General features: G+C 58.9%; 24 protein-coding genes and 1 tRNA gene. 9 read left to right on the top strand and 16 right to left on the bottom strand.

The annotated features are described in order from the left end of the window. The first annotated feature begins 8 nt into the window (after window positions 1-8). From AO240_RS24580 to AO240_RS24550, 7 genes are all read left to right on the top strand, one after another. Window positions 9-371: a DUF5064 family protein gene (locus tag AO240_RS24580; protein ID WP_099239973.1), complete on the top strand. Its 363-nt coding sequence runs from the start codon at window positions 9-11 to the stop codon at window positions 369-371. Window positions 372-615: 244 nt separating this feature from the next. Then, entirely contained in the window at window positions 616-2,124 is a 1,509-nt protein-coding gene (locus AO240_RS24575) for a sigma-54-dependent transcriptional regulator (protein ID WP_099239971.1), read from the top strand. Between the two features lie 442 nt (window positions 2,125-2,566). Next, window positions 2,567-2,950, top strand: coding sequence for a glycine cleavage system protein GcvH (gcvH, locus tag AO240_RS24570; protein ID WP_099239969.1), 384 nt, complete (start codon window positions 2,567-2,569; stop codon window positions 2,948-2,950). 10 nt (window positions 2,951-2,960) lie between these two features. After that, window positions 2,961-5,801, top strand: coding sequence for an aminomethyl-transferring glycine dehydrogenase (gene gcvP, locus AO240_RS24565; protein ID WP_099239967.1), 2,841 nt, complete (start codon window positions 2,961-2,963; stop codon window positions 5,799-5,801). A gap of 172 nt (window positions 5,802-5,973) precedes the next feature. Continuing rightward, complete coding sequence (gene gcvT / locus AO240_RS24560; RefSeq protein WP_099239965.1) at window positions 5,974-7,098, top strand: glycine cleavage system aminomethyltransferase GcvT; 1,125 nt, start codon at window positions 5,974-5,976, stop codon at window positions 7,096-7,098. 389 nt (window positions 7,099-7,487) lie between these two features. Next, a complete protein-coding gene (locus AO240_RS24555) occupies window positions 7,488-7,700 on the top strand; it encodes a cold-shock protein (RefSeq protein WP_058412469.1) in 213 nt (70 codons plus the stop codon). 105 nt (window positions 7,701-7,805) lie between these two features. Next, the gene (locus tag AO240_RS24550; RefSeq protein ID WP_099239963.1) at window positions 7,806-8,294 is read left to right on the top strand and encodes an RDD family protein; all 489 of its coding nucleotides are present in this window, start codon (window positions 7,806-7,808) and stop codon (window positions 8,292-8,294) included. Window positions 8,295-8,537: 243 nt separating this feature from the next. Here the strand turns inward: AO240_RS24550 and nadA are convergent, their stop codons facing one another. From nadA to AO240_RS24535, 3 genes are all read right to left on the bottom strand, one after another. Continuing rightward, a complete protein-coding gene (gene nadA / locus AO240_RS24545) occupies window positions 8,538-9,596 on the bottom strand; it encodes a quinolinate synthase NadA (RefSeq protein ID WP_099239961.1) in 1,059 nt (352 codons plus the stop codon). Between the two features lie 314 nt (window positions 9,597-9,910). Beyond that, window positions 9,911-11,071 (bottom strand): hypothetical protein, encoded by a 1,161-nt coding sequence (locus AO240_RS24540; RefSeq protein ID WP_143505459.1) that lies wholly within the window; start codon window positions 11,069-11,071, stop codon window positions 9,911-9,913. Between the two features lie 37 nt (window positions 11,072-11,108). Then, complete coding sequence (locus tag AO240_RS24535; RefSeq protein WP_099239957.1) at window positions 11,109-11,564, bottom strand: helix-turn-helix domain-containing protein; 456 nt, start codon at window positions 11,562-11,564, stop codon at window positions 11,109-11,111. Window positions 11,565-11,684: 120 nt separating this feature from the next. Between AO240_RS24535 and AO240_RS24530 the strand changes: the two genes are divergently transcribed. Together AO240_RS24530 and AO240_RS24525 are read left to right on the top strand one after the other, a co-directional pair. Then, on the top strand, window positions 11,685-12,941 hold the full coding sequence (locus tag AO240_RS24530) for an MFS transporter (protein ID WP_099239955.1): 1,257 nt from the start codon (window positions 11,685-11,687) through the stop codon (window positions 12,939-12,941). 81 nt (window positions 12,942-13,022) lie between these two features. Beyond that, window positions 13,023-13,919 carry an EamA family transporter gene (locus tag AO240_RS24525; protein ID WP_099239953.1) on the top strand — a complete coding sequence of 299 codons (897 nt, stop codon included), beginning with the start codon at window positions 13,023-13,025 and terminating at the stop codon, window positions 13,917-13,919. Window positions 13,920-13,989: 70 nt separating this feature from the next. Here the strand turns inward: AO240_RS24525 and AO240_RS24520 are convergent. The 13 genes from AO240_RS24520 to AO240_RS24460 form a co-directional block, all read right to left on the bottom strand. Further along, window positions 13,990-14,065, bottom strand: a tRNA-Lys gene (locus AO240_RS24520). A 113-nt stretch (window positions 14,066-14,178) separates the two neighbouring features. Beyond that, window positions 14,179-14,826: a 7-carboxy-7-deazaguanine synthase QueE gene (gene queE, locus AO240_RS24515; protein WP_099239951.1), complete on the bottom strand. Its 648-nt coding sequence runs from the start codon at window positions 14,824-14,826 to the stop codon at window positions 14,179-14,181. A 165-nt stretch (window positions 14,827-14,991) separates the two neighbouring features. Next, window positions 14,992-15,837 carry a tol-pal system protein YbgF gene (ybgF, locus tag AO240_RS24510; RefSeq protein ID WP_099239949.1) on the bottom strand — a complete coding sequence of 282 codons (846 nt, stop codon included), beginning with the start codon at window positions 15,835-15,837 and terminating at the stop codon, window positions 14,992-14,994. A 6-nt stretch (window positions 15,838-15,843) separates the two neighbouring features. Then, window positions 15,844-16,344, bottom strand: coding sequence for a peptidoglycan-associated lipoprotein Pal (gene pal, locus AO240_RS24505; RefSeq protein ID WP_003209827.1), 501 nt, complete (start codon window positions 16,342-16,344; stop codon window positions 15,844-15,846). Between the two features lie 55 nt (window positions 16,345-16,399). After that, window positions 16,400-17,680 (bottom strand): Tol-Pal system beta propeller repeat protein TolB, encoded by a 1,281-nt coding sequence (gene tolB, locus AO240_RS24500; RefSeq protein ID WP_152745290.1) that lies wholly within the window; start codon window positions 17,678-17,680, stop codon window positions 16,400-16,402. A gap of 17 nt (window positions 17,681-17,697) precedes the next feature. Beyond that, window positions 17,698-18,771: a cell envelope integrity protein TolA gene (gene tolA / locus AO240_RS24495; RefSeq protein ID WP_099239947.1), complete on the bottom strand. Its 1,074-nt coding sequence runs from the start codon at window positions 18,769-18,771 to the stop codon at window positions 17,698-17,700. Then, a complete protein-coding gene (gene tolR / locus AO240_RS24490) occupies window positions 18,771-19,223 on the bottom strand; it encodes a protein TolR (RefSeq protein WP_161630238.1) in 453 nt (150 codons plus the stop codon). Before tolR ends, tolA begins: the two co-directional genes overlap by 1 nt. A 23-nt stretch (window positions 19,224-19,246) precedes the next feature. Then, the gene (gene tolQ, locus AO240_RS24485; protein ID WP_058412480.1) at window positions 19,247-19,942 is read right to left on the bottom strand and encodes a protein TolQ; all 696 of its coding nucleotides are present in this window, start codon (window positions 19,940-19,942) and stop codon (window positions 19,247-19,249) included. A 1-nt stretch (window position 19,943) separates the two neighbouring features. Beyond that, window positions 19,944-20,399 carry a tol-pal system-associated acyl-CoA thioesterase gene (gene ybgC, locus AO240_RS24480; protein ID WP_099239945.1) on the bottom strand — a complete coding sequence of 152 codons (456 nt, stop codon included), beginning with the start codon at window positions 20,397-20,399 and terminating at the stop codon, window positions 19,944-19,946. A 150-nt stretch (window positions 20,400-20,549) separates the two neighbouring features. Further along, window positions 20,550-21,608, bottom strand: a complete 1,059-nt coding sequence (gene ruvB, locus AO240_RS24475) for a Holliday junction branch migration DNA helicase RuvB (RefSeq protein WP_058412482.1) — start codon at window positions 21,606-21,608, stop codon at window positions 20,550-20,552. Next, a complete protein-coding gene (gene ruvA, locus AO240_RS24470) occupies window positions 21,609-22,220 on the bottom strand; it encodes a Holliday junction branch migration protein RuvA (protein ID WP_058412483.1) in 612 nt (203 codons plus the stop codon). 68 nt (window positions 22,221-22,288) lie between these two features. Continuing rightward, entirely contained in the window at window positions 22,289-22,813 is a 525-nt protein-coding gene (gene ruvC, locus AO240_RS24465) for a crossover junction endodeoxyribonuclease RuvC (protein WP_024077147.1), read from the bottom strand. Window positions 22,814-22,868: 55 nt separating this feature from the next. After that, complete coding sequence (locus AO240_RS24460; RefSeq protein ID WP_099239943.1) at window positions 22,869-23,615, bottom strand: YebC/PmpR family DNA-binding transcriptional regulator; 747 nt, start codon at window positions 23,613-23,615, stop codon at window positions 22,869-22,871. Between the last annotated feature and the right edge of the window lie 46 nt (window positions 23,616-23,661).

Below are 23,661 nucleotides of genomic sequence, written 5' to 3'. Positions count from 1 at the left end.
AAACGCCTATGGCCACGTTTGAACCCGGTCACTTGCACGTCGAGCGTCACGCGCTCAACAAGGACGACTACAGCTACAACCTGTGCATCGACTACGCAGTCAGCCAGGACCCCAAGGAAGGCAAGGGGATGCAGTTCAAGCTGCACGGCTCGGTGCAGGGCAAGGACCTCGACGAGGCGTTCTTTTTACCCAAGGACCAGGCGTTCGACTTTGCCCGGCATGCGATGAACATCGCGCAAAAATACGGGATGCCGAAGGCCGCCGTGCTGAATGGCTCGATGCACAAGCAGTACGACTTGATGTTTGAGGACGTGCGCCAGCAGCTGGATGTGAAATCGGGCGACCCGGTCAAACCGGAACACCTGGAATAACCCCGGTGATCGTTGCCACGCGATGATCGTTCCCACGCTCTGCGTGGTAACGCCGCCCGGGACGCTCCGCGTCCTGCCATAGGCGCACGTTTGATGACGTGCGCAAGGTGACGCGGAGCGTCACGGGCTGTATTCCCACGCAGAGCGTGGGAACGATCAGCGTCGCACTGCCCCGCACATTTTGATCTGCATCATCTGCAAGGCATACTTGCCACCCTCCGCTCTTCAGAATCAACAGCGCCCCATGCGTATCCACGTCAGCTTCATCGACCGCGTCGGCATTACCCAGGAAGTCCTGGCCTTGCTCGGTGGGCGCAATCTCAACCTGGATGCGGTGGAGATGGTGCCGCCCAACGTGTATATCGACGCCCCGACGCTGAGCGCCGAGGTGCTCGAAGAACTGCGCGATGCGTTGTTCAGCGTGCAGGGTGTGCAAGCCGTCACCGTGGTCGACATCCTGCCCGGCCAGCGCCGCCACCTGCAACTCGACGCCCTGCTGGCGGCCATGACCGACCCGGTACTGGCGTTGGACAGCGCGGGCAAAATTCTCTTGGCCAACCCGGCGTTGATCGCGCTGTATGGTCGCGAACCGGCCGGAGAAAGCATCGCCGCGCTGTTCAACGACCCGGCGCTGCTCGACACCTTGCTTGAACAGGGTTTTCGCTTGCCCCTGCGCGAGATCAGCGTGAACGGCCATACGTTCTTGCTGGAGGCCACGCCGATCACCGATGCTGGCGCGCTGCTCACCCTTTACCAACCCAACCGCATCGGCGAGCAACTGTCTGCGCTGCACCACGACCATGCCGAAGGGTTTGACGCGCTGCTGGGTGAATCCCCGGTGATTCGCACCCTCAAGGCGCGGGCGCAACGGGTGGCGGCACTGGATGCACCGCTGCTGATCCAGGGCGAAACCGGCACCGGCAAAGAACTGGTGGCGCGTGCTTGCCACGCCATCAGCGCGCGCTACAGTGCACCGTTCCTGGCGCTGAACTGCGCGGCGCTGCCGGAGAACCTCGCCGAAAGCGAATTGTTCGGCTATGCCCCTGGCGCCTTCACCGGTGCCCAGCGCGGCGGCAAACCGGGGCTGATGGAGCTGGCCAACCAGGGCACGGTGTTTCTCGATGAGATCGGCGAGATGTCGCCGTACCTGCAGGCCAAGCTGCTGCGCTTTCTGAATGACGGCAGCTTTCGCCGCGTGGGCGGTGACCGCGAAGTGAAGGTTAATGTGCGCATCCTCAGCGCCACGCACCGCGACCTCGAAAAAATGGTCAGCGAGGGCACGTTTCGCGAAGACTTGTTTTACCGCCTCAACGTGCTCAACGTCGAAGTACCGCCGCTGCGCGAACGCGGCCAGGACATCCTGTTGCTCGCGCGCTACTTCATGCAGCAAGCGTGCGCGCAGATACAGCGCCCGGTCTGCCGCCTGGCGCCCGGCACTTACCCGGCGCTGTTGGGCAACCGCTGGCCGGGCAATGTTCGGCAGTTACAGAACGTGATCTTCCGCGCCGCCGCCATCTGCGAAAGCAATATCGTCGACATTGGTGACCTGGACATTGCCGGTACGTCGGTGGCGCGCCAAAGCGACGGCGAAGTCGACAGCCTGGAACAGGCGGTGGAAGACTTCGAGCGCAACTTGCTGGAAAAGCTCTACGCCAGCTACCCGTCGACCCGCCAACTGGCCAACCGCCTGCAAACCTCCCACACCGCCATCGCGCATCGCCTGCGCAAGTACGGCATTCCCAACAAGCCCTGACGGCTGCGCAGAGATGCAACTGTGGGAGCGGGCTTGCTCGCGATGGCGGCGTGTCAGTTGAAACATACTTATCTGACACACCGCCATCGCGAGCAAGCCCGCTCCCACAAAAAGCGCTTTTGATCTTATTCAATCACTGAGGTCGGCTTTCAGGCCGCCGGGTTCATCAAAAGCGACCTTCACCTGTACTGAAAGCGCTACAGCGTAACGCTATCGCTACACCCATGTTTTTTGCGCGCCATGCAAGGCTTTGATCCACATAGGCTTTTTTTCAGGCGCCGACCTGTATCGAAATCGCTACAGATAAAATTTATAGGCTTATAACCAATTTTATTAACTTGTTGATTTATAACGATTTAATAACGTTGGCCGCAATATTGCTATGCAACTCTTCATTATTCCAATGCCGCCCTCCAGAGAAATCTGGCCTTGAGGAGTTTCCATGAGCGAGTTGCGTTTCACTGAAGATCACGAATGGCTGCGCGCCGAGACCGATGGCAGCGTCACCGTGGGTATCACCGCTTTCGCGCAGAACGCGCTGGGTGATGTGGTTTTCGTGCAACTGCCCGAGTTGCAGGCTTACGCCAAAGGCGCTGAAGCGTCCACCGTGGAGTCGGTTAAAGCCGCCAGCGGCGTGTACATGCCATTGGACGGTGAAGTGGTCGCAGTGAACGACAAGCTCGACGGCAGCCCGGAACTGGTCAACGAAGACCCGATGGGCGAAGGCTGGTTCTTCCGCTTTACACCCGCCGATGCCGAGGCAGTGGCTAAGCTGTTGGATCAGGATGCGTACGACCGCCTGATCAAAGCCAACGCTGAAGCTTGAGGAGCGCACCATGACGATTAATCTCAGCACCGCCAACGAATTCATCGCCCGCCACATCGGCCCGCGCCCGCAAGACGAGCAACACATGCTCGCAAGTCTGGGCTTTGATTCCCTGGAAGCGTTAAGCGCCAGTGTGATCCCGGAAAGCATCAAGGGCACCAGCGTGCTCGGCCTGGAAGACGGCCTGAGCGAAGCCGACGCCTTGGCCAAGATCAAGGCCATCGCCGGCAAAAACCAACTGTTCAAAACCTACATCGGCCAGGGCTATTACAACTGCCACACGCCGTCGCCGATCCTGCGCAACCTGCTGGAAAACCCGGCCTGGTACACCGCCTACACCCCGTACCAACCCGAGATTTCCCAAGGCCGCCTGGAAGCGCTGCTGAACTTCCAGACCTTGATCAGCGACCTCACCGGCCTGCCGATCGCCAACGCCTCCTTGCTCGACGAAGCCACCGCCGCCGCCGAGGCCATGACGTTCTGCAAGCGCCTGAGCAAGAACAAGAGCAGTAATGCGTTTTTCGCCTCGATCCATAGCCACCCACAAACCCTCGACGTGCTGCGCACGCGTGCCGAGCCGCTGGGCATCGACGTGGTGGTGGGCGATGAGCGTGAACTGAGCGACGTCAGCACCTTCTTCGGCGCCCTGCTGCAGTACCCGGCCAGCAACGGTGATGTGTTTGATTACCGCGAACTGACCGAGCGCTTCCACGCCGCCAACGCGCTGGTAGCCGTGGCCGCCGACCTGCTGGCCCTGACCCTGCTGACGCCGCCGGGTGAGTTCGGCGCCGACGTGGCGATTGGCAGCGCGCAACGCTTCGGCGTGCCGCTGGGGTTTGGTGGCCCGCACGCGGCGTACTTCTCGACCAAGGACGCGTTCAAGCGCGACATGCCGGGGCGTCTGGTCGGCGTTTCGGTCGACCGTTTCGGCAAGCCGGCGCTGCGCCTGGCGATGCAGACCCGCGAGCAACATATCCGTCGCGAGAAAGCCACCAGCAACATCTGCACCGCCCAAGTGCTGTTGGCCAACATCGCCAGCATGTACGCCGTGTACCACGGCCCTAAAGGCCTGACCCAGATCGCCCGACGCATTCACCAACTGACCGCGATCCTGGCCAAAGGCTTGACCGCGCTTGGCCTTAAGGTTGAGCAGCAACACTTTTTCGACACCCTGACCCTCCACACCGGCGCCAACACCGCCGCCCTGCATGACCAGGCCCGCGCCCAGCGCATCAACCTGCGGGTGGTAGACGCCGAGCGTCTGGGCCTGTCGGTCGACGAAACCACCACCCAAGCTGACATCGACGCCTTGTGGTCGATCTTCGCCGACGGCAAAGCGCTGCCGGACTTCGCCGCCGAGGTCGACAGCGCCCTGCCTGCCGCACTGCTGCGCCAATCGCCGATCCTCAGCCACCCGGTGTTCAACCGTTATCACTCCGAAACCGAACTGATGCGCTACCTGCGCAAACTGGCCGACAAGGACCTGGCGCTGGACCGCACCATGATCCCGCTGGGCTCGTGCACCATGAAGCTCAACGCCGCCAGCGAGATGATCCCGGTGACGTGGGCCGAGTTCGGTGCACTGCACCCGTTCGCCCCGGCCGAACAAAGCGCCGGCTACCTGCAACTGACTTCCGAACTGGAAGCCATGCTCTGCGCGGCCACCGGTTATGACGCGATCTCGCTGCAACCCAACGCCGGTTCCCAAGGCGAATACGCAGGCCTGCTGGCGATTCGTGCGTACCACCAAAGCCGTGGCGATGCGCGTCGCGACATCTGCCTGATCCCCTCGTCGGCTCACGGCACTAACCCCGCAACCGCCAACATGGCCGGCATGCGCGTGGTGGTGACCGCCTGCGATGCGCGTGGCAACGTCGACATTGAAGATCTGCGCGCCAAAGCCATCGAGCACCGCGACCACCTCGCGGCACTGATGATCACCTACCCGTCCACCCACGGCGTGTTCGAAGAAGGCATTCGCGAGATCTGCGCGGTGATTCATGACAACGGCGGCCAGGTCTACATCGACGGCGCCAACATGAACGCGATGGTCGGCCTGTGCGCGCCGGGTAAATTCGGCGGCGACGTGTCCCACCTCAACCTGCACAAAACCTTCTGCATTCCGCACGGCGGTGGCGGCCCGGGTGTCGGCCCGATTGGCGTGAAATCCCACCTCACGCCATTCCTGCCTGGCCACGCCGCCATGCAGCGCAAGGAAGGCGCGGTGTGCGCGGCGCCGTTCGGCAGCGCGAGCATTTTGCCGATCACCTGGATGTACATCAGCATGATGGGCGGCGCGGGCCTCAAGCGCGCTTCGCAAGTGGCAATCCTGAATGCCAACTACATTTCGCGTCGCCTCGAAGAGCATTACCCAGTGCTGTACACCGGCAGCAACGGCCTGGTGGCGCACGAATGCATCCTCGACCTGCGCCCGCTGAAAGACAGCAGCGGCATCAGCGTGGACGACGTGGCCAAGCGCCTGATCGACTTCGGTTTCCACGCGCCGACCATGTCGTTCCCGGTCGCCGGCACCTTGATGATCGAGCCGACCGAAAGCGAATCCAAAGAAGAACTCGACCGCTTCTGTGACGCGATGATCGCCATCCGCGAAGAGATTCGCGCGGTCGAAAACGGCACGCTGGACAAAGACGACAACCCACTGAAAAACGCGCCGCACACTGCGGCCGAACTGGTCGGCGAATGGAGCCACCCGTACAGCCGTGAGCAGGCCGTGTACCCGCTTGCCTCGTTGATCGAAGGCAAATACTGGCCGCCGGTTGGCCGCGTCGACAACGTGTTTGGCGACCGCAACCTCGTCTGCGCGTGCCCCTCAATCGAAAACTACGCTTGAGGCAGATATGAGCGGCAAGCGGCAAGCTGCAAGCTGCAAGCTGCAAGTAAAAGCCGAGTGGCTGTGGCCTTTAGCTTGCCGCTTGCCGCTTGCCGCTTGCCGCTTGCATTTGCATTTGTTTATCGAGTGCTGACGCCCAACGGCGCGGCGGCACGTTTTTCAGGAGCTGAATATGCCCACCGAAACCCTGTTGAAAACTCCACTGCATGCGCTGCACCTTGAGCTGGGCGCGCGCATGGTGCCCTTCGCTGGCTACGACATGCCGGTGCAATACCCGCTGGGCGTGATGAAAGAACACCTGCACACCCGTGAACACGCCGGGTTGTTTGACGTGTCTCACATGGGCCAGATCCGCCTCAGCGGCGCGAACGCCGCCAAAGCGCTGGAAAGCCTGGTGCCAGTCGACATCATCGACCTGCCGGTGGGCATGCAGCGCTACGCCATGTTCACTGACGAGCAAGGCGGGATTCTTGACGACCTGATGGTGGCCAACCTGGGTAACGATGAGCTGTTCCTGGTGGTCAACGCCGCGTGCAAAGACCAGGACCTGGCGCACCTGCGCAAACATATCGGCGACCACTGCAGCATCGAGCCGCTGTTCGAGGCGCGCGCCCTGCTCGCATTGCAAGGCCCCGCGGCGGTGAAGGTACTGGCGCGCCTGGCGCCTGAGGTCAGCAAAATGACCTTCATGCAGTTCGCCACCCTGCGCCTGTTGGGCGTGGAGTGCTACGTGAGCCGCTCGGGCTACACCGGTGAAGACGGCTTTGAAATCTCGGTGCCGGCCGCCAACGCCGAGAGCCTGGCGCGCAGCCTGCTGGCCGAAACCGAAGTACAAGCGATCGGCCTGGGCGCCCGCGACTCCCTGCGCCTGGAAGCTGGCCTATGCCTGTACGGGCATGACATGAACACCGACACCACGCCGATTGAAGCCAGCCTGCTCTGGGCGATTTCCAAGGCGCGGCGTGCCGATGGCGCACGTGCCGGTGGCTTCCCCGGCGCCGAGCGAATCTTTGCCCAACAGCAAGCCGGTGTGAGCCGCAAGCGTGTCGGCCTGTTGCCGCAAGAGCGCACCCCGGTGCGTGAAGGTGCAGAAATCGTCGATCAGCACGGCAGCGTAATTGGCACGGTGTGCAGCGGTGGTTTTGGCCCATCGTTGGGCGGCCCGTTGGCGATGGGGTATCTGGACAGCGCATTCATCGCACTGGATACCGAAGTGTCGGCATTGGTACGTGGGAAAAAAGTACCACTACGTGTAAGTAAAATGCCATTTGTGCCGCAACGCTACTACCGTGGTTGATTGACTGTTCCTATAAGTAACGCGGTTGCGTCAGCGTGCACTAAACTGTAACGCAACCGCCTTAAAATAGTGCGTTTACGATAGCCAATACGCCCAGCACTTACCTATAACAAGTGACCAACTCTATCGAATAAGTGCGTGTTACTTTATATTCGCCAAACTGTCACCAAGCCCAGCAAAACATGGCCTTTTGGCAGGGCTTGTTTTTTCTCCGTTAGTTGGCGTAGAGTTTCCCCACTGTGTTTGCATGGGTCGCTTTGAACCTGGACCTGGGCAGTAGCCAACGGACGCTACAACCCGTTCGACGTCTCTTACTTTCCTGCAACTCAGCTCAGTACTCCTTCAATGAAAGGGGCTGTCATTAATTTTTGCGTCAGGGAAATAAGAAAATGGCTGAACGTCTGAGTGGTACCGTCAAGTGGTTTAACGACGAGAAAGGCTTTGGTTTTATCACGCCGGAAAGTGGTGCGGATTTATTTGTCCATTTCCGCGCTATTCAGGGCAACGGCTTCAAGAGTCTGAAAGAAGGCCAAAAAGTGACATTCATTGCTGTGCAAGGCCAGAAAGGTATGCAGGCTGACGAAGTACAAGCAGAGGGCTGATACTCGCTGCGACAAAAAGCCCCTGATGTCACCATCGGGGGCTTTTTTATGCGCGTCGCACCGGGTTGCCGCGTAAAATCGCTTTTTTATCCAGCGAGCCCTGCCATGTCCAACACCTTGCTGAGCCCCCAGGGCGAGTTCCCCGCCGTTGGCCTGGGCCGTCGTTTGGCAGCGATGTTCTATGACTTTCTATTGTGTACCGCGCTGCTGATCGTCACGGCATTTGTGTACAAGCTTACGTGGATGGCGTTTATCGGCGAGGCCAAAATGCGCGCCCTCAGCGAATCCGGGGCGCTGGACGCTGACCCGTTGCTGTCGACACTGCTGTTTTTTGTGCTGTTTGGTTTCTTCGCCAAGTTCTGGACCCATTCCGGGCAGACCCTCGGCATGCAGGTGTGGGGCGTGCGGGTACAAAACGCCGACGGCTCGCGGATCAGCTTGTGGCAGGCGCTGTTGCGGTTTGTCGTGTCGATTGCTTCGTGGTTGTGTGTGGGGCTGGGGTTTATCTGGTCGTTGTTCGACAAGCAGAAACGCAGCTGGCATGACATTTATTCCGATACACAACTGGTGCGTATCCCGAAGCAGAAGAAGTAACCAAAAGGTCCTCGCCCCACCACTCGTTGCCTCGCTTGGGCTCGGCATGCCTGCGTGCGGCCATCGTGGTTAACGCGGCGCTTCTCAGATCAAAAGCAGATCAAAAGCGCTTTTTGTGGGAGCGGGCTTGCTCGCGATGGCATCAACCCGGTGTGCCTGATGCTCCGAGGTGCTTGCATCGCGAGAGTGCTGCATCAAAGATGCCGTTGGGCCGCCCACACTGTGACCCTGCTTACGAGTGGATCAAGCGTTACCCGCCAGTTTCAGGCGCGCAGCCTGGGTAAAGTCGAGCATCCGCTTAAGCGGCCGAACAGCCTGCGGTATCACCGACGGCTCCACGAAAATCTCGTTACTGCCCTCACGCAAACATTGCAGCGTGCGCTCCAGCGTATTCATCGCCATCCACGGGCAGTGCGCGCAACTACGGCAGGCCGCGCCGTTACCGGCGGTAGGCGCTTCAACGAACACCTTGTCCGGGCACAACTGCTGCATTTTGTAAAAAATGCCACGGTCAGTCGCCACAATAAACGTCTTGTTCGGCAAGCGTTGCGCCGCCGCAATCAACTGACTGGTTGACCCCACTGCGTCCGCCAATTCAATCACCGCCGTCGGCGACTCCGGGTGCACTAGAATCGCCGCGTCCGGGTAAAGCGCCTTCATGTCCTCAAGCTGCTTGGACTTGAACTCCTCGTGAACGATGCACGCACCGTCCCACAGCAACATATCCGCGCCGGTCTGGCGCTGAATGTAGGTGCCCAGGTGCTTGTCCGGCCCCCAGATAATGGTCTCGCCGTTGTCCATCAGGCTTTCGACAATTTCCAGTGCGCAACTGGAGGTCACCACCCAATCGGCACGGGCTTTGACCGCCGCCGACGTGTTGGCGTACACCACCACCGTGCGCTCGGGATGCTGATCGCAGAACGCCGAAAACTCTTCCACCGGGCAGCCGAGGTCCAGCGAGCACGTGGCTTCAAGGGTCGGCATCAAGATGCGTTTTTCGGGGGTGAGGATTTTGGCGGTCTCGCCCATAAAACGCACGCCGGCAACCAATACGGTCTTGGCCGGGTGCGCGGCGCCGAAGCGCGCCATTTCCAGGGAGTCAGAAACACAGCCACCGGTTTCTTCGGCCAGCGCCTGAATGACCGGGTCGCAATAAAAGTGAGCGACCAACACCGCATCTTGAGCGACAAGCTCAGCGGCGATGGCGGCACGCAGGCTCGCCTCTTCATCGGCGCTGAGGGCCTTGGGCTGCTTGGCGTCGAGGTGGGCTTGAACCAGAAGGCGTTCGGAAATTTGCGTCATGTTCGCAAGACCTGCAGGCGCAGTTGCGCGAAAGTCGAGTGTACCACCGGCTCTGGAGCCTTTCGGGCGCCGCCGGACGAAGTGATTGTGTTCATCAAGCACGGTTCAGATGAAGCTGCGCAAGGCTACAGAATATCGATTGGATTCAAAAGCCTAATCTGGCACGACGAAACAGGTCTGTCGGGTGTACGAGCGCAAAATCCCGATGCTGAGCGTCAGCGTGTGAGTGTTCTGCACGGCCATTTGCGAGACGACGGCACTCGTGAGTTGGCCATGCCGCAAATAGAGAGCAGGGCTCACGTACGGACCGTCATCTACTCTTGCTGAGGCGCAGGTGTTCGAGCCCGCATCCCTATCGCCTGCTTATCCGCATCAAACAAAATCGAGTAGCTTAAGAAGGGTAGATACCCGGAGTTAATAACAGGCTCGTCACCCGCCGGCGTTGATCTAAAAGACACCACCGCAGGATCGTATCGCACTGTTTCCTTTGCCTCGTTGGGCAGACTTGTTGCAGCGGTAAACTTGAATACGACGGCGTGACCACTGCTATCTGAATCGGAAAATGCCAGCCTTACCTTAGTGCCCGCAGCGAGTACAGGTTGATTAACATACTGCGAAAACACAAAAAAATGAGGGTCACCGCTGTCTACAATCGTTGGCAAGCAAAGGCTCTGAGGCACGCCCAGACTGTCCAGACACGCCATAACGGTTCCATTTTTATCCAATTTCATCCGTGTGAAATCGTTTAACTGGCTCAACGGCGGATCAAGCACCAGTGCGCCAGGCTCACTCGGTGAGCGTGGCAGTTGCACGATCCAACGTTTAATACCCGCCGCTTTCAACGGGTTGGGCACCCAGAGGTCAGTACGGGTAAAGAGACGTATGCCCATGATGGCGCCAAATGCCGGCTCACTGCGGCCGTCAATGCCTTGCGCGAAAGGGGTTGAGGGATCCAGTTTCGCTACAGAGCAATCCGGCACTCGCGTGTTGCAACGCAACGTTTCAACCACGTGGACGGGAAGTGTTCCAAGTTCAAGCCCACCCAAATTGACGCGTTCATTTGAAATATGGCCGTGTAATTCGCTGCCACTCTCAAAGCTGTAAACAACCTCTCTGCCAGACAGATTTTTTCGCGGTACTACCGCAGCGATAGCCCGCAGCCCGATGGAGCCGGTGTCGAGGATGACATTGGTTTCCGGGCCGTCACCAATCCGCAATCGCACGTAGTAAAAAAGATTTCCCGCCACCACCTTGGACATCACCGGAATCGACACAGCTGACGTGGGCGCGGCATCAACCGATACTTCAGCGCTGCCGCAGGCGAGATTTGCACCGCTCAAAAGCAGCGCCAAGGTAGAAATTTTTTTCAGCAGCCGACGGCGCCCGGTTGTGAACACGCGGGCCATGAACACCTTCGCAAGCACATAAATCATGTTGAGAGCGCCGAGAGAGTGAGTGAGGTTTAAGGCTTTCAAGTATGCCCCGAGCGCACCCAGCCCTCAAAACAGGCCGTCAGGCGTCACGCGTAATGACCCGCCGATGACAGTCTGCCGGGGTCAACTCTTTGCCCGCTCTGGACCGCACAGTGATGGTTTCAACCGGCTCCGACAATTCGTTGTCGAGCAAAATTGAATAATCCTCGCCTTCGTTGAACAGAAACTGTTGCCCCCACTGACGCATGCTGACGACGATAGGAAACACCGCGCGCCCCATGGGGCTCAGCACATATTCCTTATAAGCGCTGCCATCAGACGCCGGCTGGATTTCGAACACGCCCAGCTCGACCAACAATTTGAGCTTCACCGCAAGAATGTTTTTAGCAAGACCAAGACGTTTCTGGAACTCACTGAATCGGCGTACATCGTCGAATGCGTCGCGAATAATCATCAGAACCCATCGGTCCCCGATCGCTTCGAGCGTTCGAGCTACCGGGCACTCGCTTTGCGCGAGTAGGTGTTGCCTGGCCATAATTTTCCAAGGTGCGGGAGAAGATCAAAATGTTAGGTGAAAGTGGTTGCCTATAACAACCTGATTTGCTAAAAATCAGCTATCTGGTTTCCTTTCGAAACCAAAATCAAGGATGGAGTGATGTCGTACCCGTCGCCTGCACCGGTAAAAATGGAGGTAGCACCCGAAAAGGCTGCCGGTGGATACGCCGAATCTTCTGTAACGATTGCGCCCTCCACGCTCAGTCGTTACCAAACACTGCTCTTCGCAGTGACCTGTGCGATGGCGGTAGCCAACGTCTATTTTGCACAGCCTTTGTTAGAGTCCATGGCTGCCAGCCTATCAGTTTCGCCCGCAACCATCGGCATCGTCGTCACGGCTACACAGGCCGGGTATGCGCTGGGGTTGCTGTTCATTGTGCCGCTGGGCGACTTGCTGAACCGCAAAAAACTTATGCTTACGCAAATGCTGCTGTCGGCGTTGGCGTTGTGCGCGGTAGGGCTGGCTCAGGATTGGGGCAGGCTGCTCGGCGCGATGGTGCTGGTGGGCCTGATGGCCGTGGTGGTCCAAGTGGTGGTCGCCTATGCCGCCGCCCTGGCGAGCCCCGAACAGCGCGGCGAAGCCGTCGGCACAATCACCAGCGGGGTCGTGCTGGGCATTCTGCTTGCGCGCTCCGTCTCGGGGGCGGTAGCTGACCTGGCAGGCTGGCGCGGTGTTTATTTCATGTCGGCGGCTTTGATGATCGGCATGGCGCTGGTGCTGTTTCGTACCCTGCCCGCCGCCACGGCACCGCCCGCTAAAGGCAGTTACTGGCAGTTGCTGCGGTCAGTGTTTCAACTGTTTCTGACTGAGCGCACGTTGCGTGTCAGGGGTACGTTCGCCCTGCTCATCTTTGCTGCGTTCAGCATGTTGTGGACATCAATGGTACTGCCGCTCAGCGCGCCGCCGCATTCACTGTCACCTACCCAGACCGGGCTTTTCGGTCTGGCCGGCGTGGCAGGTGCGCTAGCCGCAGCACGGGCCGGACGACTCGCCGACCAAGGGCTAGGCAACCGAACCACCGGCGTGGCGTTGTTGCTGCTGACCTTATCCTGGCTGCCCACCGCGTTTGGCGAAAGCTCATTACTCGGGATGGTCGCGGGCGTCGTGTTGCTGGACTTTGCCGTGCAAGCGGTACATGTCACCAATCAGAGCCTGATTTTTGCCGCACGGCCCGACGCTCAGAGCCGCCTGTTAGGCGCTTATATGTGTTTCTACTCCGTGGGCAGCGGGCTGGGTGCGATTGCGGCTACTTATACGTACGCGCACTTTGGTTGGGTGGCGGTTTGCACAGTGGGGGCGTCGTGCAGTGCAGTCGCGCTGCTGTACTGGGTCTACTTGCAGCGCACGCTTGAATAACGCCCCGAAAGGTTAACTGCATGCTCACGGTCGCTTTATACAGCAGCGTGCCCCGCCCTCCTCCATCAAGGCAACTGACCAATGAAACCACTGCACGTAGTGTTGGCTGTGCTGATAACAGCCATCTGGGGCGTCAATTTCTCGGTGATCAAACTGGGACTGGCCACCGTCGATCCGTTGATTCTGGCGGGCATCCGCTTCAGCCTGTGCGCGTTACCGGCGATCTTTTTCATCCGCAAACCGGATGTAGCGTGGCGCTCTATCATCGGCTACGGACTGGTGTTCGGCATCGGCCTGTGGGGCATGGTCAATCTGGGCATCAAGGCCGGTTTATCGGCAGGCATCGCTTCGCTGGTCCTGCAATTCAGCGCATTTTTCACAATACTGCTCGGCAGTTGGTTGTTTAAGGAAGCGCTGACTCGCTTTCAAGTGCTGGGCATGTTGATCGCGCTCGCCGGGCTCTTGTGCATCATCAAGATCAGCGATGGTTCAGTGAGTGTCTATGGCGTAATGCTGGTGCTGGTGGGCGCGGCTTCGTGGAGCGTGGCCAATATCATTAGCAAAAGGGCCAGCACCAAGGATGTCTTCGGGTTTCTGGTCTGGTCCAGCGCGTTCGCGCCCATACCGCTATTTGCCCTCGACTATGCGGTAAACGGCAGCGCCGGCTATAGCGCATTCATCCATCAGGTGGACGCGACCTCCGTGATGTCGATCGTGTTTCAGGTTTACCCCAACACCCTGTTCGCCTACTGGGTCTGGAACTCGCTGCTCAAAACCTACCCGGTTTCGACGGTTGCACCGCTCTCGTTGCTGGTGCCGATCTTCGGCGTACTCGGCTCGGTCGTGGTGTTCAACGAAGGCGTACCGGTGAGCAAAGTGCTGTCGGTGGCGCTGATTGTGCTGGGCTTGGCTGTCGGCCTTTACGGGCAGCGTATTTTCAGTGCTGTGTTCACACGCGCTGGGCGCACTTCACTGTAAATTTCAGGCAAAAAAAAACCCGGAAATCCTCACTTGCGTGGGCCTTCCGGATTTTCTAAACCGCCAAAAATGGTGGGTCGTGTGGGATTCGAACCTACGACCAATTGGTTAAAAGCCAACTGCTCTACCAACTGAGCTAACGACCCGCTGTGTTGTGGCGCGTATAATACTGATTTCTAAGGATTATTCAACACCTTATTTGAAATAAATCAGAAATAACGCCTTGTGTGAGTAATTCCGCCCGTTTGGAGCAGTGCTGTCAGCGCCCAGGCTCGTCATTCCACAGGTATTTGTGCAATTGCAACTGCAGGCGTACCGGCAGGTTGTCCGCTACCACCCAGTCCGCCAGGTCACGGGCGTTGAGGTCGTAATGGCTGGGAGAGAACAGCACCTCGCCGGCGCGACGGTCGAGGCCGTACTGGATCAGTTTGGAGGCCGCCCAGTCATAGTCATCGCGCGAACAGATCACGAACTTGACCTGATCGTTGGCCGTCAGCAGGTCGATGTTCTCGTAGAGGTTGCGATGCGCTTCCTTGGAGCCCGGTGTCTTGAGGTCGACGACTCGACTCACACGCGTGTCGACCGCAGAGATGTCCAGCGCGCCGCTGGTCTCCAGCGAGACCTCGTAACCGGCGTCACACAGGCGCTTGAGCAATAGGATGGCATTGGGCTGGGCCAATGGCTCACCGCCAGTCACACAGACGTAGCGAGGCCGGTAACCGGCCACCTGCTCAAGGATGTCATCGAGGGTGCGCACGGTGCCGCCGCTGAAGGCGTAGGCGCTGTCGCAGTACTGGCAACGCAACGGGCAGCCCGTCAGCCGTACAAATACGGTAGGCAGGCCAGCGGTTCGCGTTTCACCCTGCAACGAGTAAAAAACTTCGGTAATGCGTAATGTGTCTTGCATAGTCGCCACGGGCGTAACAGCTAAACAGGCTGTCCGCCTCCGTCAGGCACTTCAAGAAATCCCGCCAACGCGTAGACCCCAAGAAGCGTGTTTCATAAAAGGGCGTGGATTCTAACGAAAAAACCCGCGCCAGGCGCGGGTTTCTTCCAAACGCGAAAGCAGCGCTTACAAGCGTTGCAGATCGCGCTGCGCCAACTGGGCGGCAGACGTACCCGGATATTGGGCAACGACCTGCTGCAGAATGCCTTTGACCTTGTCGGTATGACCAAGGCGGCGTTCTACATCAGCCAGTTTGTACAGCGAATCGGGCACCTTGGCGTGCTTGGGGTACAACTGGCTGACCTTGGCAAACGCCTGGCCTGCACCTTGTAAATCACCCTTGGCCAAGTTGACCTCGCCCAACCAATACTGGGCATTGCCCGCGTATTGGCTGTTCGGGTATTTGCGCAGGAATGCGGTAAAAGCCTGGCTGGCTTTATCGAAATCCTTGGCTTTGATCAGGTCGAACGCTGCATCGTAATACAGCTTTTCTTTCGCCGGATCACCCGGTTCACTGCTGGCGGCTGGCGCTTGGCTGGCAGCCGCGGCTCCAGCAGCACCGGCTGCTGCACCACCGATGGCGGCACTTGGCGCGCCACCGGCAGAAGAATTATCAGGAGTTGCGGCAGGTGTAACGCCGGCTCCAATGCGTCGATCAAGGTCCTGGTATCGCTCCAGGCCTTCTTGCTTCAGCTGGTTCACCTGGTTTTGCAAAACCTCAATGGTGCCTTGTTGCTGCGCCAATTGATCCTGCATGCGTTGCAGCTGGTTGAACAGTTCGCCCTGTGCCGAGGGGGCGGCCGTAGCCGGCCCCCCAGCATAGGCGCCGTTCGTGCCATAACCTGCTGGCGGATAACTGCTCCCGCTATTGTTATAGCCTGAGTTGCTATCCGACACAGGAACCGCAGCCCACACCGCAAGCGGTGCGAGGCTGAGAGCCAATACAGTTAGAGCACGACGGCACGTTCGCATGACGAATTACTTACGCAGTTCGACGCGACGGTTTTGAGCCCAGGACTGCTCGTCGTGGCCAGTAGCAACTGGACGCTCTTTACCGTAGGAAACCAGTTCCAGTTGGCCTGGAGCAACACCTTGCAGTACCAGGTAGCGCTGAACGGCTTTCGCACGACGCTCGCCCAGTGCCATGTTGTACTCACGAGTACCACGTTCGTCGGTGTTACCTTCCAGAACAACGCGAGCGCCGTTAGCTTTCAGGTCTTTCGCGTGAACGTCCAGAGCGCGCATGGCTTCTGGTTTCAGGTCCGAACTGTCGTATTCGAAGTAGAAAGTGGTGATAGCGCGCAGAGCAGCTTCTTCGCTCAGGGAGCCGTCAACCGCACCAGTGTTAGCGCCGTAACCAGCGTTTGGATCAACAGCTGCGCCTTCACCGGCATTGTCGCCGCCTTTAGACGAGCAACCAACGGCTACGGACAAAGCCAGAGCCAGAGCAGCAAACTTACCAAACTTCAGCATTTCCATCGTGAAACTCCTAATGAACCCCAGTGTGTTAAGTACTTCTTTTTGTAGCGCCGCGTCAGTTCAGGTAAGGGGACCAGGACGGTTCTCTGACTTCGCCTTGTGCGGTAGGAAGCGGGAGCCTTACGCGTCCATTAATGGACACGAGCATCAAGACTCCCCGGCCCTGCTGGCGGGTGGCGTAGATTACCATGGTGCCGTTGGGTGCAACAGTAGCTGACTCATCAAGGTTGGTATCTGTGAGGATTTTTACTGTTCCACGCTGCAAATCCTGGGCCGCAACCCGGAAATTAGTGAAACCATCCTGACGGTGAATCATCACCAACGTCTTTTCATCAGCCGAAAGTTTAGGGTTGGCGTTGTAGTTACCGATAAAGGTCACGCGTTCCGCGCCCCCACCGCCAACGCTGGTTTTGTAAATTTGTGGCTTGCCGCCGCGGTCGGAGGTGAAGTAGATGGTCGAACCATCCTTGCCCCAGAACGGTTCAGTGTTGATGCCCGGGCCACTGGTAACACGGCTGATCTGGCGCGAAGCCATGTTCATCACGTAGATATCCGGGTTGCCGTCTTTGGACAGCACGAACGCCAGACGCGAACCATCCGGCGACCAGGCAGGTGCACCGTTAAGGCCTTCGAAGTTGGTGATTTGCTCACGACGGCCAGTGTCGATGTGCTGCACGAAGATACGTGGGCGGCGCTGTTCAAACGACACGTAGGCAATACGCTTGCCGTCCGGCGCAAAACGCGGCGACAAGATAGGCTCACGCGATTGCAACAAAGTCACTGCCCGCGCACCGTCGTAGTCCGAACGCTGCAAGGTGTAACGCGTGTTGTCTACGGAGAAACGCTCAGCCGTTACATAAAGCAGACGCGTCGAGAAAGCACCTTTGATACCGGTGAGTTTTTCAAACGACTGGTCCGAGATGTAGTGCGCCATGTCCCGCAGTTGTTCGGCAGTGCCCGATACGCTGCCGGTCAAAACCTGCTGCTCGGTGGCCACGTTGAACAACGTGTACTGGATTTGCAGGCGGCCGCCGGCCGGCGTGATGTTGCCGACCATCAGGTACTGGGCGCCGACGGCTTTCCAGTCACGGAACACAACTTCGCTGGCCTGGTTTGGCTGGCTGATCATGTTGCCTTTTGGAATCGGCGCGTAGTAACCGGAGTTGCGCAAATCGTCGCTGACGATCTGGGCCATGTCGTCCGGCAGCACGCTGCCGCCCTGCCAGCCGAACGGTACTACGGCGATCGGGGTGGCCCGATCGCTACCGCTGGTGACCAGGATGTTCTTTTCATCCGCCGCCGCTATCCCTGCCATACAGCAAATAACGACAAGCATTCCTCGAAGAAGGTTTCTCACAAGGCTAGATCCTCAGGTGTGAATGTCATCTTGAATGAACGATAGGGAGCGAAGTCACTTGGTTTCATTCCCTGCATCTCGGTCAACCGGCCAATGTTCTTGACCGCGGCAACCGCCGAACTGTCGAACGAACCGTCACCACTGGACTTGGCCACGCTGACCGAAGTCACCGTACCGTCCGGCAACATGCCGATCTGCAGCACTACTGTCATGCCTTTACGTGCCGAAGGTGGACGTGTCCAACCTTCTGCTGCGCGTGCCCGAATCAGATCGTCAAAACTGCCCGCGACTTCATCACCACGTTCATCGGCCAAGGCTTGCTGACGCTGCGGCGTGTCGGAAAGCAAATCTGCCAAGGCCTGGGCCTTTTTCTCTTCGGCGGATTTACGCGCTGCTTCCTGGGCCTTTTTCTTGCTGGCGTCGGCGGCAGCTTTCTTCTTCGCGTCGTCGGCGATTTTCTTCTTCGCCTCGTCTGCTTCAGCTTTTTTCTTGGCGTCGTCGGCGGCTTTTTTCTTCGCGTCTTCGACTATCTTTTTCTTGGCCTCTTCAGCGGCCTTTTTCTTGGCCTCTTCTTCGGCAGCTTTTTTGGCTTCTTCTTCAGATTTCTTCTTGGCTATATCAGCCAATTGTTTCTCTTCGGCTTTTTTAGCTTCGGCGGCTTTGTCGGCCTTCTTGGCTTCATCAGCCTTTTTAGCCTCGTCCGCTTTCTTCGCTTCGTCAGCCTTTTTCGATTCCTCGGCCTTTTGAGCCGCCTCTTCTTTCTTTTGTTCCGCAGCAGCCTTCACCGCTTCCTGCTCGACCTTCTTCTGTTCCATCTGCTCGACTTCAGTCTGGCGCGCAGCCGACTTCTGGGCCTCACCCGCAATCTTCTGATTGGTTTGGGTGGTGGCCTGACTTTTCGATTTCAGCTGATACAGGGTCGCCTGCACGATCGGCTTGGCTGGCGGCAGGTCCGGGGTCATGGCAAAGCTGACAAACAGCATGCCAAATACCAGGACGTGCAGGGCAATTGCCCAGACGCTAGGCCAGAAGAAGCTTTCCGAGGCGGACGGCTCTCGCTGTTGCTGCATCAGGGCGCCTCGGTAATCAAGCCAACGTTACCCACGCCGGCCTTTTGCAGCCCGCCCATGGCGCCCATGACGGAGCCATAGTCGACCACTTTGTCGCCGCGAATGAACACTTGGGTGTGCTTGCCGCCTTCGTTGCCAGACCGGATGATCTTGGTCACGGCATCGGTCATCTGCGGCAAGGTCATGGCCTTGTCCTGCTGTTTCTGAGTGTCGACTTCGCTGCCAAGGTTCCAGTAATAGGTCTTGTCAGCCTTGATCGAAATGGTCAGGACCTGAGTGTTGTTGTCTTGCGGCAAGGCTTCGCTGGAAACCTTGGGCAGATCAACCTTCACGCCCTGATTGAGCATCGGCGCGGTCACCATGAAGATCACCAGCAGCACCAGCATCACGTCGATGTAAGGCACTACGTTCATCTCGGCGACCGGCTTGCGCTTTTTGCGAGCTCGAGCGATTAAAGCCATTGGGAATTACCTGCTTATTCTTCGCTGGTGTGCACTTTACGGTGCAGGATCGCCTGGAATTCTTCGGCGAAGGTGTAGTAACGGCTGATCAAGGTTTCGCCACGTGCGGCAAAACGGTTGTAGGCGATTACTGCGGGGATAGCGGCAAACAGACCGATTGCGGTGGCGATCAGGGCTTCGGCAATACCCGGCGCCACAGTGGCCAGGGTCGCTTGCTGAGCCTGAGCCAGGCCGCGGAACGAGTTCATGATGCCCCACACCGTACCGAACAGGCCGATGTACGGGCTCACGGAACCGACGGTGGCAAGGAACGGCAGGCTCTGCTCGAGTTTCTCTTCTTCGCGCGAAATGGCAACACGCATGGCACGGGCCACGCCTTCCATCACGGCTTCCGGGTCAACGCCCGGTTGCTGGCGCAAGCGCGAGAATTCCTTGAAGCCAGCACGGAAGATCTGCTCCACACCCGAATCCGGGTCTGGGTTGCTGCCAGCCTGACGGTACAGTTTGGACAGGTCGATACCCGACCAGAAGCGCTCCTCGAAGCTCTCCAGGGCGCGTCGACCGGCACGCAGCAAATTACTGCGCTGAAAAATCATGACCCAAGAGGTAACCGATGCGGCTACCAGGATCAGCATCACCAGTTGAACCACAACACTGGCATTGCTGACCAGGCTCCACATGGAGGAATGGTCGACGACGGTAGGTTCCACGCTAAATCTCCTGCTTTGATTGTTTACCCGCGCCGCTTACGCCGGCAAAGGCCGCACGTAGAGCTTCGGGAATGGCCCGGGGTTTCAAACTATTGGTGCGCACACAAGCCACCAGGAACTGCCCCTCACAGAGCAGCGTTGCATCCGTTGCCCGCCTGACTTGCTGTTTAAAGCGCAGGCTGACACGGTTCAATTCGATTACTTCTGCGCTGACCAGCAGCTCATCGTCCAGCCGCGCCGGCGCGTGGTAACGCGCCTCGCTGGAATGCACGACAAACAACAGGTCCTCCCCCGCAAGCAGGGATTGGGCAAAGCCCAGTTCCCGTAGCCGCTCGGTTCGAGCCCGCTCCATGAACTTGAGGTAGTTGACGTAGTACACAATGCCGCCCGCATCGGTGTCCTCGTAATAAACGCGACAGCGATGTGCGAACGACTGATCCCCGTTTTGCGCGCGCATACTCTAGTGCTTACTCCTCAGGTTGCCAATCCGGCGAGGCAACTGTTTTTTCATTCTGCGTTTCATTCTGCAGAACATTCCTAACGACAGAATGACGACGCCAGCCACTAGGACAGCACAAACTTCAGATAAATCGACTGGCGTGACCTTTTAATCGTCCACTGCATCGAGGAATTCGTCTACCACGGGCATCTCGCCCAATCGTGACGGAATGTTTAACCCGAAGTGCAAGTAAGCATGCCGCGTCACCACTCGGCCCCTTGGCGTGCGCATGATGAAGCCCTGCTGGATCAAATACGGCTCCAACACATCCTCAATCGTATGGCGTTCCTCACTGATCGCCGCCGCCAGGCTGTCCACGCCCACCGGGCCGCCGTCGAACTTCTCGATCATGGTCAAGAGCAAGCGTCGGTCCTGGTGATCAAAGCCGTGTTCGTCCACATCCAACAGGTTCAGGGCCAGGTCTGCCACGGCCTTGGTGATGTGCCCCTTGGCCCGCACCTCGGCAAAGTCGCGCACCCTGCGCAGCAAGCGGTTGGCGATACGCGGTGTACCCCGCGCCCGGCGCGCGATTTCAAAGGCACCTTCCGGGTCCAGCGGCAAGCCGAGAATGCTCGCCGAACGGCTGACGATGGTCGCAAGGTCTGCGGTGCTATAAAACTCAAGACGTTGAACAATGCCGAAGCGATCGCGCAACGGGTTGGTCAGCATGCCCGCACGCGTGGTTGCGCCCACCAGGGTGAACGGCGGCAAGTCGAGCTTGATGGAGCGCGCCGCCGGACCCTCGCCGATCATGATGTCGAGCTGAAAGTCTTCCATGGCCGGGTACAGCACTTCTTCGACGATCGGCGACAACCGGTGGATCTCGTCGATAAACAGCACGTCGTGCGGTTCAAGGTTGGTCAGCAACGCTGCCAAGTCACCCGGACGCTCAAGCACCGGGCCGGAGGTGGACTTGATCGATACCCCCATTTCCTGGGCGATGATGTTGGCCAGGGTGGTTTTACCCAAGCCCGGCGGGCCGAAGATCAGCGTGTGGTCCAGCGATTCACTGCGCCCGCGCGCGGCCTGGATAAACAACTCCATTTGCTCGCGCACGGTCGGCTGGCCGATGTAGTCGGCAAGGCTCAGCGGGCGAATGGCGCGGTCCTGGACTTCTTCACGGTCGCGCGGGCCGGTGGCCGCGATCAGACGATCAGCTTCAATCACTTAAATCATTCCCTTCAGGGCTCGGCGGATCATGTCTTCGCTGCTCAGGTTCTTGTCCTTGATGGCCGACACCGCTTTGCTGGCTTCGGCAGGCTTGTAGCCGAGTGAAATCAACGCACTGACGGCATCGCTTTCGGCGCTGGCGACCTGTGCAGCCGGCATATCCGGCTGGTTGGGCACCAACGCAAACATGTTCGGCACGACTTCCCATGCCTTGAAACGGTCCTTGAGTTCGACCAGCAAGCGCTCGGCGGTTTTTTTGCCGACACCCGGTACTTTGGTCAGCGCCGAAGTGTCCTGAGCCGAAACAGCCCGCACCAATTCATCCACTTCCAGGCTCGACATCAGCGCCAGCGCAAGCTTGGGGCCAACGCCGTTCAGACGAATCAGCTCACGAAAAAAGTCGCGGTCACGTTTGCCAATGAAACCATAGAGCAATTGCGCGTCTTCACGCACCACCAGATGGGTGTGCAGGGTCAGCGGCTCGCCGACCGACGGCAAGCGATACAAGGTGGTCATGGGCACTTCCAGCTCATACCCCAACCCGTTCACATCCAGAATCAGGTACGGCGGCTGTTTCTCAGCCAGGGTGCCGCGCAAGCGTCCAATCACGGTTCAAATCCTTAAAGCTTGAGGGTCAGCTCAAGCGCTGACCGGGAAACACGATTGCGCTGATGCTATCAGAGACGCAGGCGCCCGCCACGACTGCGTGCGGTGCCCAGGCCGTGCGGTAGCAAGCTGGAGCGGGTGTGCGCATGGCAAATGGCAATAGCCAGGGCGTCGGAGGCGTCGATTTGCGGCTTTGACGTCAGCTTGAGCATGTGCATGACCATCATCTGCACCTGCTCCTTGTTGGCCGCACCGGTGCCGACCACGGCTTGCTTGACCTGGGTGGCAGTGTATTCGGCGATTTCCATGCCTTCTTCGGCACCGGCCACGATGGCGGCGCCACGCGCCTGGCCGAGTTTTAACGCAGAGTCGGCATTTTTGGCCATGAAGACTTTTTCAATGCCCATGGTGACCGGCCCGTAGGTCTGGATCACTTCACGCACGCCGCGATAGACGATTTGCAGGCGCTCGGCCAACTCGCCCGCGCCGGTACGGATGCAGCCCGAAGCCACGTAAACGCAGCCGCGCGGGGTGTGTTGCACCACGCCAAAACCGGTAATGCGCGAACCGGGGTCGATACCAAGGATTAAAGTCATAACGCCTGCGCAGTGGGGATAACACATTTTTTGACACAGCGATCTACAGCATTCTTCAGACCAGCTGTGCTGCAACTTCTTCCGGGATGTCGGCGTTCGAATAAACGTTCTGCACATCATCCAGGTCTTCGAGCATGTCGAGCATCTTCAGCACTTTTTGCGCGCCGTCCAGGTCCAGCTCGGCGCTGGTGGTCGGCAACATCACGATTTCCGCGTCAGTGCCTTTGAAACCGGCGGCTTCCAGCGCGTTACGCACCGCGTAAAAACCCGCGAACGAGGTGAACACGTCGATAGAACCGTCATCGTTGGTTACCACGTCGTCGGCGTCCGCCTCCATGGCAGCTTCGATCAGCGCATCTTCATCCACGCCCGGCGCGAAGGAGATCTGCCCCTTGCGTTCGAACAGGTAGGCCACCGAACCGTCGGTGCCCAGGTTGCCGCCGCACTTGCTGAACGCGTGGCGCACCGCCGCTGCGGTGCGGTTGCGGTTGTCGGTCATGCACTCGACCATCACCGCCACGCCGCCCGGGCCGTAGCCTTCATAGCTGAGTTCGACCATGTCGTCGGTATCGGCGGCGCCGGCACCGCGGGCCACGGCGCGGTCGATGATGTCGCGGCTCATGTTCGCGCCCAAGGCCTTGTCCAGCGCCAGGCGCAGACGCGGGTTGGAACCCGGGTCACCGCCGCCCTGGCGAGCAGCGACGGTCAGCTCGCGAATCCACTTGGTGAATATCTTGCCTTTCTTGGCATCCTGACGCTCTTTGCGGTGCTTGATGTTCGCCCACTTGGAATGGCCAGCCATAACACAACTCCGAAATTCTGTAGAAACCTTATCAATCCCGCCGGGC

The sequence above is a fragment of the Pseudomonas sp. ICMP 460 genome, from assembly GCF_002723595.1.
Lineage (GTDB): Bacteria > Pseudomonadota > Gammaproteobacteria > Pseudomonadales > Pseudomonadaceae > Aquipseudomonas > Aquipseudomonas kitaguniensis.
The sequence above is the reverse complement of the archived record's forward strand: the minus strand, read 5'-3'. Positions and strand labels throughout refer to the sequence as shown.

Excerpts from the sequence above, each read along its gene's own strand:
- AO240_RS24580 (WP_099239973.1), top strand. The coding sequence starts at position 9 with ATGGCCACGTTTGAACCCGGTCACTTGCACGTCGAGCGTCACGCGCTC.
- AO240_RS24575 (WP_099239971.1), top strand. The coding sequence starts at position 616 with ATGCGTATCCACGTCAGCTTCATCGACCGCGTCGGCATTACCCAGGAA.
- gcvH (WP_099239969.1), top strand. The coding sequence starts at position 2,567 with ATGAGCGAGTTGCGTTTCACTGAAGATCACGAATGGCTGCGCGCCGAG.
- gcvP (WP_099239967.1), top strand. The coding sequence starts at position 2,961 with ATGACGATTAATCTCAGCACCGCCAACGAATTCATCGCCCGCCACATC.
- gcvT (WP_099239965.1), top strand. The coding sequence starts at position 5,974 with ATGCCCACCGAAACCCTGTTGAAAACTCCACTGCATGCGCTGCACCTT.
- AO240_RS24555 (WP_058412469.1), top strand. The coding sequence starts at position 7,488 with ATGGCTGAACGTCTGAGTGGTACCGTCAAGTGGTTTAACGACGAGAAA.
- AO240_RS24550 (WP_099239963.1), top strand. The coding sequence starts at position 7,806 with ATGTCCAACACCTTGCTGAGCCCCCAGGGCGAGTTCCCCGCCGTTGGC.
- nadA (WP_099239961.1), bottom strand. The coding sequence starts at position 9,596 with ATGACGCAAATTTCCGAACGCCTTCTGGTTCAAGCCCACCTCGACGCC.
- AO240_RS24535 (WP_099239957.1), bottom strand. The coding sequence starts at position 11,564 with ATGGCCAGGCAACACCTACTCGCGCAAAGCGAGTGCCCGGTAGCTCGA.
- AO240_RS24530 (WP_099239955.1), top strand. The coding sequence starts at position 11,685 with ATGTCGTACCCGTCGCCTGCACCGGTAAAAATGGAGGTAGCACCCGAA.
- AO240_RS24525 (WP_099239953.1), top strand. The coding sequence starts at position 13,023 with ATGAAACCACTGCACGTAGTGTTGGCTGTGCTGATAACAGCCATCTGG.
- queE (WP_099239951.1), bottom strand. The coding sequence starts at position 14,826 with ATGCAAGACACATTACGCATTACCGAAGTTTTTTACTCGTTGCAGGGT.
- ybgF (WP_099239949.1), bottom strand. The coding sequence starts at position 15,837 with ATGCGAACGTGCCGTCGTGCTCTAACTGTATTGGCTCTCAGCCTCGCA.
- pal (WP_003209827.1), bottom strand. The coding sequence starts at position 16,344 with ATGGAAATGCTGAAGTTTGGTAAGTTTGCTGCTCTGGCTCTGGCTTTG.
- tolB (WP_152745290.1), bottom strand. The coding sequence starts at position 17,680 with ATGCTTGTCGTTATTTGCTGTATGGCAGGGATAGCGGCGGCGGATGAA.
- tolA (WP_099239947.1), bottom strand. The coding sequence starts at position 18,771 with ATGCAGCAACAGCGAGAGCCGTCCGCCTCGGAAAGCTTCTTCTGGCCT.
- ybgC (WP_099239945.1), bottom strand. The coding sequence starts at position 20,399 with ATGCGCGCGCAAAACGGGGATCAGTCGTTCGCACATCGCTGTCGCGTT.
- ruvC (WP_024077147.1), bottom strand. The coding sequence starts at position 22,813 with ATGACTTTAATCCTTGGTATCGACCCCGGTTCGCGCATTACCGGTTTT.
- AO240_RS24460 (WP_099239943.1), bottom strand. The coding sequence starts at position 23,615 with ATGGCTGGCCATTCCAAGTGGGCGAACATCAAGCACCGCAAAGAGCGT.